The organism is Aeromicrobium marinum DSM 15272 (genome assembly GCF_000160775.2).
Classification (GTDB): domain Bacteria; phylum Actinomycetota; class Actinomycetes; order Propionibacteriales; family Nocardioidaceae; genus Aeromicrobium; species Aeromicrobium marinum.
Map to the genome: position 1 here is coordinate 1610361 of NZ_CM001024.1, position 16415 is coordinate 1626775.

Below are 16415 nucleotides of genomic sequence, written 5' to 3' on the forward strand. Positions count from 1 at the left end.
TCGGATCCGTGGGGCTCCTGTTCTAGGATGTCCAGATGCGTCGGTGGCCCTACACGTTCATCGTCGGCGTGTCGGTCGCCATCGGGATCACGGTCCTGGTCGCGTCGAACCACGTCGGCCTGTCCCTCAAGGACCCCGAAGGCTTTCTCGGGCCGGCGTACGTGCGGCTGCCGCTGATCGCCGTCCTCATGTTCTCGGCCGGCATCGTGCCGCAGGCGATCCACCGCTACGGCATCAAGCGGATCCCGCACGGGGTGCGCGAGATCATCCGCACCGAGTGGACGTGGTACCGGTTCAGCCACATCGCGGTCGGGCTCCTGGCGTTCTACGCCTGCTACGTCAGCTACCGCAACCTCAAGAGCTACCTGCCGCTGCTGCGCGAGGACCTGTACGACAACGCGTTGCAGCGCATGGACTACTGGATGTTCTTCGGCAACTACCCCGCGACGATCATGCACGACGTCCTCGGCACGGGCGTGTCGGCGCAGGTGCTCGCGACGATCTACATCAGCTACCTGATGCTGATCCCCATCACGCTCGGTGCCTACCTGGTCCTGCACAAGGACGCGTCGATCGGCGCCTGGTACGCGACGGCCCTGAGCCTCAACTGGGTGCTCGGCACCGCCAGCTACTACATGCTGCCGACCCAGGGGCCGGCGTTCTTCCAGCCGCAGCTGTTCCGCGAGCTGGACGGCTCGGGCGCCTCGGCGCTGCAGCAGTCACTGTTCCGCAACGGGTCGGCGTTCCGCGAGGACCCCACGGGCGACAGCATCTACGGCATCGCCGGGTTCGCATCACTGCACGTGTCGGTCGTGTTCACCGCCTGCCTGTTCTTCGAGCGCACCGGCATCCCTCGCACGCTGCGCGTCGTCGCGTGGACGTACTTCGCCGGCACCGTCCTGGCCACGGTGTACTTCGGCTGGCACTACGTGCTCGACGACATCGGCGGGCTCGTGATCGGTTGGGCCTCGGTGTCGCTGGGCGCCTGGGCCACCGGCAACAGCGGACGCAACCTCAAGAAGGAGCGTCGGGCGCGCGAACGCGCGGAGGCCGGGTCGGGCGAGGGTCCACCGGGCGGGAGTCAGAGCACGGCAGGCGACGAGGGCGCCGGCGGGACGGTCGTCAGCACCGCCTGATCGCCGCGTCGCAGCATCGCCCGCCACTTGCCGCGATGGTAAATCGCGGGTGGGTTGTCCTGCACGAAGGCAGTGACCATCGCGACGAACTCCGCCGGGTGGTCCTTGTGGGGGAAGTGCCCCGAGTCGTCGAAGACGCGGACGTCCGACAACGAATGGCTCGCCGCGTGGGCGGCGTGCGCGACCGGGATGACCTGGTCCTGGCGACCCCAGACCACCAGCACCGGCATCAGCTGGGCGAGGTAGGTGCGGTCGGTCATGGTGACGAACTGACCCCGCCAGTCCAGGACGTTGCCGGTCAGCCGGCGGATCGCGTTGCGGGCCCCGGGCTCGGCCATCGCGTCGTAGATGCGGGCGACCTCGCCGAGGTCGCGGGTCACCGACCAGCCGGTGCCGGCGAGGGCGCGCAGGCCCGTGCGGACGAAGGGACGCCACGGCTTCGCCGTCGCGACCGCGAGCATGGTCCCGCTGCCGGGCAGGGTCAGCATCCGGATCATCGGCGTGACCTCGCGTCCGAGACCGCCGGTGGACACCAGGACGACCCGCTCGGTGCGCTCGGGGAACTGGTAGGCGAACTGCATCGCGACGCCTCCACCGAAGCTGTGACCGATCACCGTCACCTTGTCGACGCCCAGGATCGTCAGCAGGTCGCGCATGGCGTTGGCGTAGCCGCCGAGGGAGTAGTCGGCGTCGGGCTTGTCGGACTCACCGTGCCCGAGCAGGTCGGGCGCGATGACCGTGAAGTGCTCGGCCAGGGGGGCGATGACCTCGTCCCAGGTGCTGGAGTCGCAGGCCAGGCCGTGCACCAGCAGGAGCGCCGGCCCGGTGCCGGCGGTGCGGTAGGCCCGCCGATAGCCATGGACCACGACGTACTGCAGCTCGGCTGTCGGCATCACCCCATCGTAGGGGCGCTGTGTTGCAGCGAGGTGAAAACCTGGGCTTCCTCGACGTGGATAAACTCACCCCCATGGCCACCAGCACCGCAGTCCACGAGGCCCTCACCGACATCCTGGTGCGGCTCGTCGACTGCGAAGCCGACGAGGTGGCCCCCTCGACGCCGCTGCGTGACCTCGGGGTCGACTCCCTGATGACGGTCGAGATGGCCGACGAGATCGGCCGCCGCTTCGACGTCTACGTGGCCGACGAGGTGGTCGACGGGTACCGCACCGTCGCCGATGTCGTGCGCTCGGTGGCGCACCACCCGTCCACCGCCGCCCGCGTGCCGGCGACGGCCGTGGTCGCGTCGTCGTCCGAGCCACTGCCCGACCCTCGACCGTCGGGCTCCCGTCTCGCCGGGGCCGCGGCGGTCATGGTGGTGGTGGGCGTCGTGATCGGTGGCCTCATCGGCATCGGCGGCTCCGCCCTGGTCGACGCGGCCGGGCTCGACGAGGCCGCCCTGCCGCCACTGCCGTCGGCCACCCCGGCGCCGACGCCGACCTCGGAGGCTCCTCCCCCCGAGGAGGAACCGGCCCCGGTCGACCCGGACGTGCCTCAGCCCACGCTGCAGCAGCCCGCGCCCCGCGCAGCGCCGGGCGAGCGGATCGAGCTCGCCGGGACGTTCCCGGGACTCGGTGAGGGCGCCGTGCTGCAGGTGCAGGCCAAGGAGCCCACCACGGAGTGGAGCGACTTCCCGGTCACGGCCACCACGGCCGCCGACGAGACGTTCCGCACGCTCGTGTTCACCACACGGACGGGCGAACGCCGGTTCCGCCTGGTCCACGTGCCCACCGGAGGGACCACTCCGGAGGTCGTCGTCACCATCGGGTGACGGTCACACCACCTGGTGCAGCCAGCGCACGGGCGCCCCGTCGCCGGCATGGCGGAACGGTTCGAGCTCGGCGTCCCAGCGCGATCCCAGCAGTCCGTCGAGGGCCTGGTCCATCGTGATCTCCCCGCGGGCCGCCTTGACCCGGAACGCCTTGATCCGGTCCTCCGGGATCAGGATGTCGCCGTGCGTCCCGGTGACCGCGTGGAAGATCCCCAGATCGGGCGTGTACGAGTACCGGGCGCCCTCGGACGCCGCGGTGGCGTGCTCGGTCACCTCGAACCGCAGCATCTGCCAGCCGCGCAGGGCGCTGGCCAGCGCCGCGGCGGTTCCCACGGGGGCCTGCCACGAGACCTCGGCCCGGTACGAACCGGCGGCGGCCGGCTGAGGGTGCCAGGCCACGTCGGGGGCGTCGCCGAGGACCCCGGCGGCGGCCCATTCGACGTGCGGGCACAACGCTGAGGGCGCGGAGTGGACGTACAGCACGCCGCGGGTGGGAACGCTCATCAGGCCTCCTGGATCTCGATGGTGCGCCTTCCCCAGCGTCATCGGTCCCTCGGCCCGCACGAGCGGGTGTGAAGTTGCGTCCATTGTGCACCAGAACACCCGTCGTTCCAAGAGCAGGCCCACGGTGGGCCGCCGTGGCACAGTGGGAGCATGGCCGAGATCGTGACCGACCGACCCGCCGACCGACGGTTCGAGCTCCACGTCGACGGCGTGCTCGCCGGGTACGTCGACTACCGCGTGTCCGGCAGCGAGTACGCACTGCCGCACACCCGCGTGCTCGACCAGTTCGGCGGCCGGGGCCTCGGGACGGTGCTGGTGGTGGGTGCTCTGGAGCAGATCGCCGAGCAGGGCGGACAGGTGCTGCCGTACTGCTCGTTCGTGCCGTGGGTCATGCGGGACCGACCCGACCTGGCCGCACTGGTGCCGGAGGCGCGGCGCGCCGAGTTCGGCCTCTGACGCCCGGTCAGCACCCGACCGGATGGACCTCGATGCCGTGCTCACGCCAGAGGTCGAGCACGGCGGGCTTGTCGTCCCACGCCGCCACCACCCGGTACCCGTCCGAGACGAGCCCGGTCAGCATGTCGGCCTTCACGGCGACGTCCTTGCGGTAGTCGCCCACGATCCGCATGCGGACGTTCTCGTGCGGGATCTCGTGCTCGACCAGCCAGTCCAGGGTGACGTCGTGCCACACGAACTCACGCGAGGTGACGACCAGCACGGCCAGACCGTCCGCGGCCGCCTGTCGCGCAGCCCGCACCACGTCGGGGTTCGGCGGACAGCCCACCGCCGCGGCCTGGAACGCGGCGAACCCACCCTCGGTCTCCAGCAGGTGGACGACGCCCGACGTGTCGCAGAGCGTGCCGTCGAGGTCGAAGATCGCCGCGTCGCGCATGGCACCAGTGTGCCCGTCAGGACCGGTCGTCCGGCGGACGCTGCCGCCGCGCCGCGGTGGCTCTGGTACAAACGTAGCCCGGCGCGCGGCGTCGGACAGCGACGAGACCGAGGAGCCACGGTGGCGCACATGCAGATCGGCGAGGTCGCCGAGCGCACCGGGCTCAGCCTCCGCACCATCCGGTTCTACGAGGAGGCCGGCCTGGTGCTGCCGGTGGCACGGACCGACGGCGGGTTCCGCCTGTACACCGACGTCTCGGTCGAGCGGCTCGAGCTGATCAAGCGGGTCAAGCCCCTCGGCTACTCCGTCGAGGAGATCGCCGAGTTCCTGGACCTCCTCGACGCCGCGGCCGTCGGCGCGGGCCGCGAGGAGCTGGACCGTCTGGCGACGATCCACGACGACCTGAAGGACCGGATCTCCGCCCTGCTCGCCAAGGTCGAGCGGGCCAAGGTCCTGGCCGACGAGGTCGGGGAGGTCCTGCGCTCCGCCGGTCAGTGACCGGTGCCGAGGTTACCCGCGAGCCGCGTGTGACGGTGCAGACTCGACTCGTTGAGACCCTGGATGTCGACGTTCTTGCCCTTGGCGCGGTACTTGGTCTCGACGGCGTCGAGCGCCGCCACCGTGGAGGCGTCCCAGATGTGTGACTCGGACATGTCGATGATGACGTTCTGCGGGTCCCCGGCGTAGTCGAACTGGTACACCAGGTCGTTGCTGGAGGCGAAGAACAGCTCACCGACGACCTTGTAGACGCAGGTGTCCTCGTCGGGGTGGTCCACGACGACGACCTGCGTGAAGTGGGCGACCCGCCGGGCGAACATGACCATCGCGGTCACGACACCGGCGCCCACGCCGATCGCGAGGTTGTGGGTCAGGACGGTCGCCGCCACCGTGATCGCCATGACGGCGGTCTCGCTCTTGGGCATGCGGCGCAGGGTGGCCGGACGGACGCTGTGCCAGTCGAACGTCGAGACGGCGACGACGATCATGACCGCGACCAGGGCAGCCATCGGGATCATCGCCACGACGTCACCGAACCCGACGACGAGGACGAGGAGGAAGACGCCGGCCAGGAAGGTGGAGATCCGGGTGCGGGCTCCCGACGCCTTCACGTTGATCATCGTCTGGCCGATCATGGCGCAACCGCCCATGCCGCCGAAGAGTCCCGTGACGATGTTCGCGACGCCCTGGCCCCACCCCTCACGGGTCTTGTCGGACCGGGTGTCGGTGATGTCGTCGACGAGCTTCGCGGTCATCAACGACTCCAGCAGGCCCACCAGGGCCATCGCGACGGCGTACGGCGCGATGATCTGCAGGGTCTCCAGGGTGAAGGGCACGTCGGGGATCAACCACTGCGGAAGGCTGCTGGGCAGCTCGCCCTCGTCGCCGACGTCCGGCACCGCGATGCCGGCGGCGACGGTGAGGAAGGTCAGCGCCACGATCGCGACCAGCGGGGCGGGGACCACCGTGGTGAGTCGGGGCAGGCCGAACATGACCAGCAGGCCCGCGCCGATCATGGGGTACACCACCCACGGCACGTCGACCATGTAGGGCACCTGGGCGAGGAAGATCAGGATGGCGAGCGCGTTGACGAAGCCCACCATCACCGATCGCGGGATGAAGCGCATGAGCCGCGCGACGCCGATGAGGGACAGCACGATCTGCAGGACACCCGCCAGCAGCACGGTCGCGATCAGGTAGTCGAGCCCGTGCTGCATCACCAACGGGGCGATCACGAGCGCGATGGCGCCGGTGGCCGCCGAGATCATGGCCGGACGCCCGCCCACGAAGGCGATGGTCACGGCCATCGTGAAGGACGCGAACAGGCCCACGCGCGGATCCACCCCGGCGATGATCGAGAAGGAGATGGCCTCGGGGATGAGGGCCAGTGCGACGACCAGGCCGGCCAGCACCTCCGTCCGCAGGGCTCGTGGCGAGGCCAGCGCTGCTCGCACGGTCGCGGGACGACCGGTGTCCGGCTCGGGCGCGGGGATGAACGACATGCGGCTCCAGACCATGGCGGGGCGGGGCTCCGCGGAGCCCGAAGAACAGGGAGGGAGGGACGGCCCCGCGGGAGCGGCCATGAGGCCACCGCGCGAGGAGCCCGCCGGGCGCGAAGGATGCCGCGACGACCTCGGGGGCAACTCTATCCTCACGGAAGGGTTGGTTCGATCCGATGTGGCCGTGGACGGCCCCGAAGTGGGCAGACTCACACCGGCGGTCGGAGGTGGGAGGCGCGGACCGCCCTGCCGTAGGGTGAGGTTCGCCCTTTCCCCGATCCGCGGAGTCCCTCATCAGCACTGCACCCACGACCCGCTCGGTCGGCGACGAAGCGGCTCGCAGACGGACCTTCGCGATCATCTCGCACCCCGACGCGGGCAAGTCGACCATGACCGAGGCCCTGGCCCTGCACGCCCGGGCCATCGGCGAGGCCGGGGTCACCCACGGCAAGGCCGGTCGGCGCGCGACGGTGTCGGACTGGATGGACATGGAGCAGGAGCGCGGCATCTCGATCGCGTCCACGGCGCTGCAGTTCGAGTACCGCGACCACATCGTGAACCTGGTCGACACCCCCGGTCACGCCGACTTCAGCGAGGACACGTACCGGGTGCTGTCGGCGGTCGACTTCGCGGTGATGATCCTGGACGCGGCGAAAGGGCTGGAGCCGCAGACCCTGAAGCTGTTCAACGTGTGCCACCGCAGTGGCATCCCGGTGATCACGGTCGTCAACAAGTGGGACCGGCCCGGCATGGACCCGTTGGAGCTGCTCGACGAGATCGAGCAACGCATCAAGATCGTCCCCACCCCCGTCACGTGGCCGATCGGGATCGCCGGGGAGTTCCACGGCGTCATCGACCGGCGCCGCGACACCGCCGTGGCGTACACCCGGACCGCGGGCGGGGCCACGCGGGCGGGCGAGGACGACCTCACCGCCGACGAGGCCGCGCAGCGCTTCGGCGTCGACCACGCCGACGCGCTCGAGGGGGTCGAGCTGCTGGAGAGCGGCGGCCACACCCACGACCACGACCGGTTCCTCGCCGGCGAGACCACTCCCGTGCTCTTCACCTCCGGAGCCCTCAACCTCGGTGTCCATCCGCTCCTCGACTGCATCGTCGAGCTCGGACCGGCGCCCCGACCCCGGCCCGCCGTCGGCGGTGGACGCCGTGAGGTCGACGACGACTTCAGTGCCGTCGTGTTCAAGGTCCAGGCGGGCATGGACAGCAACCACCGCGACCACGTCGCCTTCGCCCGGGTCTGCTCCGGGGTGTTCGAGCGCGGCGTGGTCGTCACCCACGCGCAGTCAGGGCGACCGTTCGCCACCAAGTACGCCCTCAGCATGTTCGGACGCGACCGCGAGACGGCCGACCAGGCCTACCCCGGCGACGTCATCGGCCTGGTCAACGCCTCCCACCTGGCCATCGGCGACACCCTGCACGCGGGCGACCCGGTCACCTTCCCGCCGATCCCGAAGTTCGCGCCGGAGCACTTCGCCGTCATCAGCGCCCGCGACCCCTCCCGCTACAAGCAGTTCCGGCGCGGCATCGAGCACCTCGACCGCGAGGGGGTCGTGCAGGTGCTGCGCTCCCCCGCCCGTGGCGACCAGGCGCCGGTGCTGGCGGCGGTCGGCCCGATGCAGTTCGAGGTGGTCACCCACCGGCTGTTGCGGGAGTTCTCCACCGAGACGCGACTGGACCACCTGCCCTACACGATGGCGCGCAGCTTCGACCCGACGTTCCGGGAGGACCTCGCCGGCCATCGCGGCGCCGAGACGTTCACCCGCAGCGACGGCACCGACCTGATCCTGTTCACGGACCGGTGGAGGATGCAGTCGATCGCCCGCGAGGTGCCCCACGCGACGTTGGAGACGCTGGCCGCGGACGCGGACGCCTGACCGACGCGCGATCAGGCCGTGCGGTCGAGCGGATCGCGCGAGAACCACGCGAGGCCCAGGTCCGGACCGAGGCTGGTCTCCCTCACCAGTTCCAGGCCGGCCGACTCCAGGTGGGTCCGCAGCTCGCCGAAGTGGTGGTCCGGCGACGGGTGGAACTCCAGGACGAAGCGGCGGACCGGCGCCAGCAGGCCCGGGTCGGTGCCGAGCAGGATGTCGTACTCGGCCCCTTCGGCGTCGAGCTTGACCAGGTCGACCGTGTCGCCGGCGTCGGCCATGACCTCGACGAAGCTGCGCGCCGCGACCTCGATGGTCGTGCTGCCGGCCTGTCCCAGGTAGAGGACGCCGTTGTGCGCCCGCCCGGGCCCGTTGTCGGCCATGCGGAACGACCCGGTGCGAGCCGCGACCGCCATCCGGTGCACGGTGACGCGCTCGGCGAGCCCGTTGGTCTCGACGTTGCCGACGGTGTACTCCCCCGTCGACGGCGTGGGCTCGTACGACGCCACCGAGCCACCGGGGAACCGACGGGCGAAGGCCATCGCGAAGCACCCGACGTGGGCACCGATGTCGACCGCGACGGCATCGGACCGCAGGTCGCCGGTGAACCACTCGAACGCGTACTCGTCCTCGACGAACACCTCGAGCACGGGGCCCCAGGCGGCCGGTGAGTTCAGGGTGCGGACGCGCAGACCGTCGACCTCGAACACCACGTCCTGCCGCCGGGTCGCGATGGACCACAGGATGGCCCACGGGTTGTCGAAGTGCGTGAACACCTGACGGACCCGCAGCACGAGCTGACGGACGACGAACGTGACGGACATACCAACCCCCTTGGCACCGGTGGTCCCGCCGGATGCTCGAGGCGGGATCCGGCCACTGTACGGGAGGGCTGGTGCGCGACGGGGGAACCACCACTGGTGGGGAGGGTGGGGCTCGAACCCACGACCCAGGGATTATGAGTCCCCTGCTCTGACCGGCTGAGCTACCTCCCCGGAGCCGCTAGCGTAGCGACATGGAACCCTCTCCCCTGGAGCACGTCGACGAGAACTGGCAGCGCGCCCTCGTGGTGGTCGCGCACCCCGACGACGTCGAGTTCGGTGCTGCCGCCGCCGTCGCCCGCTGGACCGGGCAGGGCAAGGAGGTCGTGTACTGCATGGTCACCAGCGGGGAAGCAGGGATCGACGCGATGCACCCCGACGAGGCCCGTCGGGTCCGCGAGGCCGAGGAGATCGAGTCGGCCCGCATCGTGGGGGTCGACGTGGTGGAGTTCCTCGGCCTGCCCGACGGCATCGTGGAGTACGGGGTGCCGCTGAGGCGGGAGATCTGTGCCGTCATCCGGCGGCACCGTCCCGAGATCCTGGTGACCGGCAACTTCCACGACACGTGGGGCGGCTCCACACCGAACCAGCCCGACCACATCGCCGTGGGTCGGGCGACCCTGGACGCGGCCGGCGACGCGGGCAACCGGTGGATCTTCACCGAACAGCTCACCGACGGACTGCAGCCCTGGGGCGACGTCCGGCAGGTCTGGGCGGCCGGCTCACCGCAGGCCGGACACGCGGCCGACATCACGGACACCTTCGACCGGGGGGTCGCGTCGCTCGAGGCGCACCGCGCCTACATCGACGGACTGGGGTGGGAGAACTTCGATCCCGCCGAGATGCTGGAGGGTCAGTCGCGGCCGGCCGGGTCCCGGCTCGGGGTCACCCATGCCACCACCTTCGAGGTCCACAGCCGCACGTGGGGCGATTGAGGCTGCGCCCGCCGCCGGTTCAGCGCCGCGCGACCAGCAGGGGTTGAGCGGCCAGGCCGACGAGCCCGTGGTCGTCGCTGATGCGACCCTCGGCCAGACCGAGGCCATCGGGACCGAAGGTCGTGCGGGCGTCCAGCAGCATCCACTCGCCCGCCAGTTCACCCTGCAGCGTCACCGTCAGGGTCGGCGGGATGAACCACCACTCGTCGATGGGCAGGCCGCCGGACAGCCCGTTGGTGGAGTCGGCCACCACCACCAGCAGCCGCTGCAGCGGCGAGATCGTCTCCCCGGCCACCAGGGGCACCCGCACGCGGGTCCACACCACCGCAGGCCCGGGGGCGTCCGGACCGCCGCTCACGTACCGCCACTCGACGGCGTGCCCGTACCCCCAGTCGTCGGGGAAGCCGGGTGCGAAGCTCGTCGAGGCGACCTCCGGCCGCGCCGGGACCGGCTCCGCCCGGGCCAGGGGTGCGGTGGACCCGGACGTCCGGCGGATCCGCCAGGCCGTGGCCGACGCCGCCACCCGGTCGCCGGCCCACAGCTCGGCCCGCAGCATCTCGACCCGACGACCCGGACGCACCACCTCGACCGTGGTGCGGACCGGTCCCCGCGGGACCGGTCCGAGCAGGTCGACGGTGATGCGGCTGATCGCCATCGCGTCGTCGTCGCCGGTCCGCTCCATGGCACGCGCCAGCAGGGCGGACGGCGGGCCACCGTGCTGCTGGCTGCGGTCCCACGGACTCTCGGTGGCCCGGGTCGCCTCGAACTCGTCGTCGCCCACCGGCACGTAGAACGCTTCGTCGGTCACGCTCCGGACTGTAGCCCGAGCCGTGACGACGACGGGCCGGGAACATGACGTTCCCGGCCCGTGGTCGTTCGGTGCTCCCCCGGCTGGACTCGAACCAGCAACCCTTCGATTAACAGTCGAATGCTCTGCCAATTGAGCTACAGGGGATCGGCTCCTGAACCAGGAGCACGGTGCACCACCCTAGCAAGTCCTCGACGGAGGCGGTGCATGGCCCGGGTCTCCAGGACGCGTACCTGGTGGACGCTGATCCCGAGCAGCTGCGACACCTCGTGCCGGGCGCGCGGCGGACCCGGCAGCTCGCCGATCCGGTACCGCAGGCGGAGCACCTCGGGCACATCGATCCCGTCCAGGGCCGAGGCCGGTGTGGTGGTCCCGGCGAGGTCTCGCGGCAGCTCGGGCTCGACGACGGGGACGGCGGCTCGCATGGCGTCGCCGATCCACCACCAGGCGTAGGTGCCGAGCCGCACCCCACGGTCGGGGTCGAACCGGTCGACCGCCGCGATCAGTCCCACGGTGCCGCACTGGATCGCGTCGCCCAGCGCATCACCGGTGAAGCCGAGCAGACGGGCCCGCATCGCCACCAGTCGCAGCCCCGAGACGATCAGCTGCTCCCGCGCCGCCGCGTCGCCGGCTCGGGCAGCCCGGGAGAGCTCGACCTCCCGCTCGCGATCCAGCACCGGCAGCTCCAGGATCCGGTGGACGTAGTGCGTGGTGGACGACATGGGTCCACCGTGCCGACGCTCCACCCTCAGGGTCGACCGTCCGCCGGGGCCTGTGGACGGCGTGCCCGCGGCCCGGCCCTGGGGACGAGGAGGTCAGTCCGCGACGGTGCCGTCGACGGCCCTGTCCCGCAGGACCCGGTGCTGCTGCTCCAGCGCGATCAGCTCGCCGAACATCCGGTTGTAGGACTCCGCCTCGTCGACGGGGTTGGTCCGTTGCAGCTTGCTCTTGAGGTCGGCGACCTGACGTCCGAGCGTCAGCGCCTGCAGTCGGAACACCGAGACCGCGACCATCGCCGCCGTGGAGGTCTCGCGGGCGCGCAGCGGTTCGACGGCGGCGACCGCCAGGATCGGTCGGAGGTCCTCGTCGAGGGACTCCGCCACCTTCGGGATCCACGAGGCGTCCTCGGCCGTCGGCCAGGGCTCGGCCGCGAGCGCCGCCCACAGGCGCCGGGCCACCGGATGGGTGAAGTCGTTCTCGCCGAGGTCGTCGGCGACCGAGCCGACGAGGTGCGGGTACTGGGCGATGGCCTTCAGCGCCTCACGCTCGTCGGTGAACTCCGGGGCTCCGAAGGGTGGACCTGCCGGGACCGCGGGGACGGGGGTGTCGTCGGGTGCGTCGACGGACGAGCGACGTGGCGCCGGGCGGGCCGCCGGCCTGGCTCCCGATGCCGCCGAACGGCGGTGCTCGGTCCGTACCTGGTCGACCTCGACCCCGACCCGACCGGCGATCTCGCGCAGGAAGGCCTCGACCTTCGCGTGGTCGCGGATGGCCACCACCAGACCGACCGCCTCACGGACGGCGTCGACCCGCTGGTCTCCACGGTCGAGGTCGTAGCGCTCCAGGATGCTGTCGAGCACGAACCGGTACAGCGGGACCCGCGAGGCGATCAGCTCGCGCACCGCGGGATCGCCGTCGGCCATCCGCAGGTCGCACGGGTCCATGCCCCGCGGTTCGATCGCCACGTACGTCTGACCGGCGAACTCCTGGTCTCCCTCGAAGGCCTTGACCGCCGCCCGCTGGCCGGCCTCGTCGCCGTCGAAGGTGAAGATGACCTCCCCCCGGAACGCGTCGTGGTCGAGCATGATGCGGCGCAGGATGCGGGTGTGGCCCTCGCCGAACGCGGTGCCGCAGGTCGCGATCGCCGTGGTGACACCGGCGACGTGGCACGCCATCACGTCGGTGTAGCCCTCGACGACGACGGCCTGGCTCGACCCGGAGATCTGCCGACGCGCCAGGTCGATGCCGTAGAGCACCTGGCTCTTCTTGTAGATCGGCGTCTCCGAGGTGTTGACGTACTTGCCGCTCATGAAGTCGTCCTCGAACATGCGACGAGCGCCGAACCCGATGATCTCGCCGGTCATCTCGCGGATCGGCCACAGCAGGCGGCCCTGGAAGACGTCGAACATCCCGCGGGAGGAGCGCCGGGCCAGTCCGCCGACGAGCAGCTCCTCCTCGGTGAACCCGCGACCGGTGAGGTGCGCCGTCAGGGCGGTTCCGCTGCGCGGCGCCCACCCCATGCCGAAGGTCTCGGCGTGGGCGGAGGTGAACCCCCGGTCGGTGACCAGCTGGCGACCGGGCTGCGCCTCCGCGCTCGTGGTGAGGGCGGCGGCGTAGAACTCGCCGGCCATCCGGTGTGCCTCCAGCAGCCGCTGGCGCTGGCGAGGGTCGCGGCGCGGGCCGGACCGCTGCCCGTCCTCCTCGTAGCGCACCTGGATGCCGTACCGGCCGGCCAGCCGCTCGACCGCCTCGGCGAAGGGCAGGCCCTCGATCTCCATGAGGAACTTGATCGAGTCGCCGCCGGCACCGCAGCCGAAGCAGTGGTAGAAGCCCTGGGCCGGGCGCACGTTGAACGACGGGGTCTTCTCGTCGTGGAACGGGCACAGCCCCTTGCGGGCGCCGCCGCCGGCGTTGCGCAGCGTGACGTACTGCTCGACGACCTCGTCGATGCGCGCGCGTTCGCGGACGAGCTGGATGTCCTCGTCCTTGATCAGCGCCATGCGCGCATCCTAGGCCGACCGGTCACAGCCGCAGGCGCTCCGCCCACACGGGTGCGGAGAGGTCGGTGAGGCTCGCGACCTGGTCGATGACGACCCGCAGTCGGGCTGCGTCGTCCGTGGCCCGGGCGAAGTCCTGCGCCAGGTCCGGTTCGAGGTCGCGTCCCTCGCGCGCGGCGAGTGCGGCGACCAGACCCGCGAGCAGGTCCCGCTGGGCGCGCAGGTCCTCGGCCCGGTCGGTCGCCCGCATGACGTAGTGGGCCGCCACCGACTTCAGGACGGTGATCTCGTCCCGCGTGGCGTCCGGGACCTCCAGGTCGGCCTCGTACCGCACCAGCGGACCTCGTCCCCACCGCTCGACGGTCGCCGCGTGGGCAGCGGTGGCGAACCGCCCGATGAGGGCACTGGTGAGACCCTTCAGCGCCGCCATCGACTCCCGTCCGGCACCGAGCGGCCGGGTCGGCCACTCCGGGAGACGTTGCAGCCGATCCCAGGCCGCCGAGAACCGGTCGTCGGGCAGGCTCGGGTCGTACCAGTCCCGGGCGACGCCGAGCACGGCCGGTCCGTCGACGTCGAGCAGGTCGAACCAGCCCCCCACGACGCCGTCCTCGACGTCGTGCACGGAGTAGGCTATGTCGTCGGCGAGGTCCATCACCTGCGCCTCGACCGGTCGCCGGGGCGCCGGCGCTCCGGCCACCACCCAGTCGAAGATCGGGCGGTCGTCGGCGTACACCCCGAACTTGCCGCTCCCGTCGGGAGCGGCGCCCCGCTCCCACGGGTACTTGACGCACGCGGCCAGGGTGGCGCGGGTCAGGTTGAGGCCGACGCCGACCCCGCCGGCCGTGATGGTCTTGGCCTCCAGCCGGGTGAGCAGTCGCAGGGTCTGGGCATTCCCCTCGAACCCGCCGCACGCCGCGGCCACAGCGTCGAGCGCCACCTCACCGTTGTGTCCGAACGGCGGGTGCCCGAGGTCGTGGGCCAGGGCCGCGGAGTCGACCACGTCGGGGTCGCACCCGAGCGACGCACCGAGCTCGCGGGCGACCTGCGCGACCTCGAGGGAGTGCGTGAGCCGGTTGCGCACGAAGTCGTCGAAGCCGGCCCCCATGACCTGCGTCTTGGCCGACAGCCGTCGCAGCGCCGAGGAGTGCACGATCCTGCCGCGGTCGCGCTCGAACGCGGTCCGTCCCGCGCGCTTGGGCGGCTCGGCGACGTAGCGGGCGCGCGCCTCGGCGCCGTAGCTCGTCGTCACCTGCAGCACCGTAGTCGCCGGGGCGCCCCGCGGCGACTCCCCCGTCGGGCGGTGGATGTGCGACCGTCTGGGCGCTCATTCGGTCGCAGGCACACCTCCCACCGATGGTCACCACCATTCGGTCGCGGATCCACCGCCCGGACGGGGGTCACCAGCGGCCCTGGCGGGGGCGTGGCTGGCAGGCGGGGCACCAGAAGGACGAGCGGTTCATGAAGGGGCTGCGGCGCATCGGCGTGGTGCACCGGTCGCACGGCTCACCCTCGCGGCCGTAGGCGTGCAGCGACCGGTCGAAGTAGCCGCTCTGCCCGTTGACGTTGACGTAGAGGGCGTCGAAGGAGGTGCCGCCCTGCTCCAGGGCCGCCCGCATGACGTCGGTGACGTGCTCGACGAGTGCGTCGATCTCGGCCCTTCGCAGGTGCCGGGTGTTGCGCGCGTAGTGCAGCGGCACGCGCCACAGCGCCTCGTCGGCATAGATGTTGCCGATGCCCGACACGAGGGTCTGGTCCAGCAGGGCGCGCTTGACCCCGGTCTGCCGGCGTCGCAGCCTCGCCGAGAACTCCTCGGCATCGAACGCCGGGTCGAGCGGGTCACGGGCGATGTGCGCCATCGCCGCCGGCACCCCGTCGGACACCTGATCGCTGACGGCCAGCCCGCCGAAGATCCGCTGGTCGACGAAGTGCAGCCGGGTGCCGTCGTCCAGGTCCAGACCGACGCGCAGGTGCCGCGGGTCCGGGGTCTGCTCGGTGCCGATCAGCATCTGACCACTCATGCCGAGGTGCGCGGTGAGCGCCGAGCCGTCGTCCAGCGGCAGCCACAGGTACTTGCCCCGGCGGCAGGCGTCGACGACGGTGCGACCGCGCAGCCGATCGGCGAAGTCGACGGGCCCCGGCAGGTGCCGGCGCAGGGACCGCGCGTCGAGCACCCGGACGTCCGACACCGTGCGCCCCACGACGTGGTCCACCAGGCCGAGGCGGACCACCTCGACCTCGGGCAGCTCAGGCACGGGCGGAGGCGTCCTCGAGCTCGTCGGCGAGGGTGCGCCAGGCGATCTCGGCGACCTCCTGCTCGGCCTCCTTCTTGGACCGGCCCGCGCCTCCGGCGAACACCCGCTCCCCCAGGTGGACCTCGGCGGTGAAGGAACGGGCGTGGTCGGGCCCGGTGCCCTCGAGGTGGTAGCGCGGCACCCCGAGCCCGTGGTGGGCCGCCATCTCCTGCAGGGAGGTCTTCCAGTCAAGGGCCGCGCCGAGCGAGGCCGCGTCGGCCATCACGGGGTCGAACACCCGGTGCACCACCTCGGCGGCCCGCTCGATGCCGAACTGCAGGAACACCGCCCCGATGACGGCCTCGACCGTGTCGGACAGGATCGACGCCTTGTCGCGACCGCCGGTGGTCTCCTCACCGCGACCGAGACGCACGACGTCGCCGATCCCCAGCGTCCGCGCCACGACGGCGAGCGCCTTGGCACTGACGACCGCCGCGCGCAGCTTCGCCAGCTGGCCCTCGGGCAGGTCCGGGTGGGCGCGGAACAGCGAGTCGGTCACGACGAGGCCCAAGACGGAGTCGCCGAGGAACTCCAGCCGTTCGTTGTTCGGGATCTGACCGTTCTCGTAGGCGTACGAGCGGTGGGTCAGGGCATGACGAAGGAGTTCCGGATCAAGATCCGGAACTCCCAGCACGTCCCGCAGGGCATCCACGGGAGCGA

Annotated in this window: 17 protein-coding genes and 2 tRNA genes; 6 read left to right on the forward strand and 13 right to left on the reverse strand. The window is 71.4% G+C overall.

What is annotated here, in order from left to right; genetic code table 11:
- Positions 1 to 35: 35 nt before the first annotated feature.
- Complete coding sequence (locus tag HMPREF0063_RS08210; RefSeq protein WP_007078201.1) at positions 36 to 1136, forward strand: phosphatase PAP2 family protein; 1101 nt, start codon at positions 36 to 38, stop codon at positions 1134 to 1136.
- Here HMPREF0063_RS08210 and HMPREF0063_RS08215 read toward each other — a convergent pair.
- Positions 1082 to 2029, reverse strand: coding sequence for an alpha/beta fold hydrolase (locus HMPREF0063_RS08215; RefSeq protein WP_040320192.1), 948 nt, complete (start codon positions 2027 to 2029; stop codon positions 1082 to 1084). The two genes, HMPREF0063_RS08210 and HMPREF0063_RS08215, sit on opposite strands and share 55 nt — an antisense overlap.
- Positions 2030 to 2103: 74 nt before the next feature.
- Between HMPREF0063_RS08215 and HMPREF0063_RS08220 the strand changes: the two genes are divergently transcribed.
- The gene (locus tag HMPREF0063_RS08220) at positions 2104 to 2904 is read left to right on the forward strand and encodes an acyl carrier protein (protein ID WP_040320193.1); all 801 of its coding nucleotides are present in this window, start codon (positions 2104 to 2106) and stop codon (positions 2902 to 2904) included.
- Positions 2905 to 2907: 3 nt separating this feature from the next.
- Here the strand turns inward: HMPREF0063_RS08220 and HMPREF0063_RS08225 are convergent, their stop codons facing one another.
- On the reverse strand, positions 2908 to 3408 hold the full coding sequence (locus HMPREF0063_RS08225) for a DUF3145 domain-containing protein (protein ID WP_040320194.1): 501 nt from the start codon (positions 3406 to 3408) through the stop codon (positions 2908 to 2910).
- A gap of 150 nt (positions 3409 to 3558) precedes the next feature.
- Between HMPREF0063_RS08225 and HMPREF0063_RS08230 the strand changes: the two genes are divergently transcribed.
- Entirely contained in the window at positions 3559 to 3864 is a 306-nt protein-coding gene (locus HMPREF0063_RS08230; protein WP_007078205.1) for a GNAT family N-acetyltransferase, read from the forward strand.
- 7 nt (positions 3865 to 3871) lie between these two features.
- Here HMPREF0063_RS08230 and HMPREF0063_RS08235 read toward each other — a convergent pair whose 3' ends face one another.
- A complete protein-coding gene (locus tag HMPREF0063_RS08235) occupies positions 3872 to 4300 on the reverse strand; it encodes a phosphatase domain-containing protein (protein WP_007078206.1) in 429 nt (142 codons plus the stop codon).
- Positions 4301 to 4429: 129 nt separating this feature from the next.
- On the opposite strand from HMPREF0063_RS08235, the gene HMPREF0063_RS08240 reads away from it, so the two are divergent.
- A complete protein-coding gene (locus HMPREF0063_RS08240; RefSeq protein ID WP_007078207.1) occupies positions 4430 to 4798 on the forward strand; it encodes a MerR family transcriptional regulator in 369 nt (122 codons plus the stop codon).
- Here the strand turns inward: HMPREF0063_RS08240 and HMPREF0063_RS08245 are convergent.
- Complete coding sequence (locus tag HMPREF0063_RS08245) at positions 4792 to 6300, reverse strand: SulP family inorganic anion transporter (protein WP_211208723.1); 1509 nt, start codon at positions 6298 to 6300, stop codon at positions 4792 to 4794. The genes HMPREF0063_RS08240 and HMPREF0063_RS08245 overlap by 7 nt on opposite strands.
- A 356-nt stretch (positions 6301 to 6656) precedes the next feature.
- On the opposite strand from HMPREF0063_RS08245, the gene HMPREF0063_RS08250 reads away from it, so the two are divergent.
- Positions 6657 to 8189 carry a peptide chain release factor 3 gene (locus tag HMPREF0063_RS08250; protein ID WP_245527757.1) on the forward strand — a complete coding sequence of 511 codons (1533 nt, stop codon included), beginning with the start codon at positions 6657 to 6659 and terminating at the stop codon, positions 8187 to 8189.
- A gap of 11 nt (positions 8190 to 8200) precedes the next feature.
- On the opposite strand, the gene HMPREF0063_RS08255 is transcribed toward HMPREF0063_RS08250, so the two are convergent.
- Both HMPREF0063_RS08255 and HMPREF0063_RS08260 read right to left on the reverse strand, forming a co-directional pair.
- Positions 8201 to 9007 carry an FkbM family methyltransferase gene (locus HMPREF0063_RS08255; RefSeq protein WP_007078210.1) on the reverse strand — a complete coding sequence of 269 codons (807 nt, stop codon included), beginning with the start codon at positions 9005 to 9007 and terminating at the stop codon, positions 8201 to 8203.
- 94 nt (positions 9008 to 9101) lie between these two features.
- A tRNA-Met gene (locus HMPREF0063_RS08260) sits at positions 9102 to 9178 on the reverse strand.
- A gap of 20 nt (positions 9179 to 9198) precedes the next feature.
- On the opposite strand from HMPREF0063_RS08260, the gene HMPREF0063_RS08265 reads away from it, so the two are divergent.
- On the forward strand, positions 9199 to 9939 hold the full coding sequence (locus tag HMPREF0063_RS08265) for a PIG-L deacetylase family protein (protein ID WP_007078211.1): 741 nt from the start codon (positions 9199 to 9201) through the stop codon (positions 9937 to 9939).
- Between the two features lie 19 nt (positions 9940 to 9958).
- Here HMPREF0063_RS08265 and HMPREF0063_RS08270 read toward each other — a convergent pair whose 3' ends face one another.
- From HMPREF0063_RS08270 to rnc, 7 genes are all read right to left on the reverse strand, one after another.
- The gene (locus HMPREF0063_RS08270; protein ID WP_007078212.1) at positions 9959 to 10747 is read right to left on the reverse strand and encodes a thioesterase family protein; all 789 of its coding nucleotides are present in this window, start codon (positions 10745 to 10747) and stop codon (positions 9959 to 9961) included.
- 74 nt (positions 10748 to 10821) lie between these two features.
- Positions 10822 to 10894, reverse strand: a tRNA-Asn gene (locus HMPREF0063_RS08275).
- The gene (locus tag HMPREF0063_RS16220) at positions 10885 to 11469 is read right to left on the reverse strand and encodes a sigma factor (RefSeq protein WP_083788888.1); all 585 of its coding nucleotides are present in this window, start codon (positions 11467 to 11469) and stop codon (positions 10885 to 10887) included. Before HMPREF0063_RS16220 ends, HMPREF0063_RS08275 begins: the two co-directional genes overlap by 10 nt.
- A 93-nt stretch (positions 11470 to 11562) precedes the next feature.
- The gene (gene dnaG / locus HMPREF0063_RS08280; protein ID WP_007078213.1) at positions 11563 to 13467 is read right to left on the reverse strand and encodes a DNA primase; all 1905 of its coding nucleotides are present in this window, start codon (positions 13465 to 13467) and stop codon (positions 11563 to 11565) included.
- 22 nt (positions 13468 to 13489) lie between these two features.
- On the reverse strand, positions 13490 to 14713 hold the full coding sequence (locus HMPREF0063_RS08285; RefSeq protein ID WP_040320685.1) for a deoxyguanosinetriphosphate triphosphohydrolase: 1224 nt from the start codon (positions 14711 to 14713) through the stop codon (positions 13490 to 13492).
- A gap of 148 nt (positions 14714 to 14861) precedes the next feature.
- Positions 14862 to 15716 carry a bifunctional DNA-formamidopyrimidine glycosylase/DNA-(apurinic or apyrimidinic site) lyase gene (mutM, locus tag HMPREF0063_RS08290; protein WP_007078215.1) on the reverse strand — a complete coding sequence of 285 codons (855 nt, stop codon included), beginning with the start codon at positions 15714 to 15716 and terminating at the stop codon, positions 14862 to 14864.
- On the reverse strand, positions 15709 to 16407 hold the full coding sequence (gene rnc, locus HMPREF0063_RS08295) for a ribonuclease III (RefSeq protein ID WP_007078216.1): 699 nt from the start codon (positions 16405 to 16407) through the stop codon (positions 15709 to 15711). Before rnc ends, mutM begins: the two co-directional genes overlap by 8 nt.
- Between the last annotated feature and the right edge of the window lie 8 nt (positions 16408 to 16415).

Coding starts and splice junctions, on each gene's coding strand:
- HMPREF0063_RS08220 (WP_040320193.1), top strand. CDS start 2,104: ATGGCCACCAGCACCGCAGTCCACGAGGCCCTCACCGACATCCTGGTG.
- HMPREF0063_RS08210 (WP_007078201.1), top strand. CDS start 36: ATGCGTCGGTGGCCCTACACGTTCATCGTCGGCGTGTCGGTCGCCATC.
- HMPREF0063_RS08245 (WP_211208723.1), bottom strand. CDS start 6,300: ATGTCGTTCATCCCCGCGCCCGAGCCGGACACCGGTCGTCCCGCGACC.
- dnaG (WP_007078213.1), bottom strand. CDS start 13,467: ATGGCGCTGATCAAGGACGAGGACATCCAGCTCGTCCGCGAACGCGCG.
- HMPREF0063_RS16220 (WP_083788888.1), bottom strand. CDS start 11,469: ATGTCGTCCACCACGCACTACGTCCACCGGATCCTGGAGCTGCCGGTG.
- HMPREF0063_RS08215 (WP_040320192.1), bottom strand. CDS start 2,029: ATGCCGACAGCCGAGCTGCAGTACGTCGTGGTCCATGGCTATCGGCGG.
- HMPREF0063_RS08265 (WP_007078211.1), top strand. CDS start 9,199: ATGGAACCCTCTCCCCTGGAGCACGTCGACGAGAACTGGCAGCGCGCC.
- HMPREF0063_RS08235 (WP_007078206.1), bottom strand. CDS start 4,300: ATGCGCGACGCGGCGATCTTCGACCTCGACGGCACGCTCTGCGACACG.
- HMPREF0063_RS08240 (WP_007078207.1), top strand. CDS start 4,430: ATGCAGATCGGCGAGGTCGCCGAGCGCACCGGGCTCAGCCTCCGCACC.
- HMPREF0063_RS08255 (WP_007078210.1), bottom strand. CDS start 9,007: ATGTCCGTCACGTTCGTCGTCCGTCAGCTCGTGCTGCGGGTCCGTCAG.
- HMPREF0063_RS08230 (WP_007078205.1), top strand. CDS start 3,559: ATGGCCGAGATCGTGACCGACCGACCCGCCGACCGACGGTTCGAGCTC.
- HMPREF0063_RS08225 (WP_040320194.1), bottom strand. CDS start 3,408: ATGAGCGTTCCCACCCGCGGCGTGCTGTACGTCCACTCCGCGCCCTCA.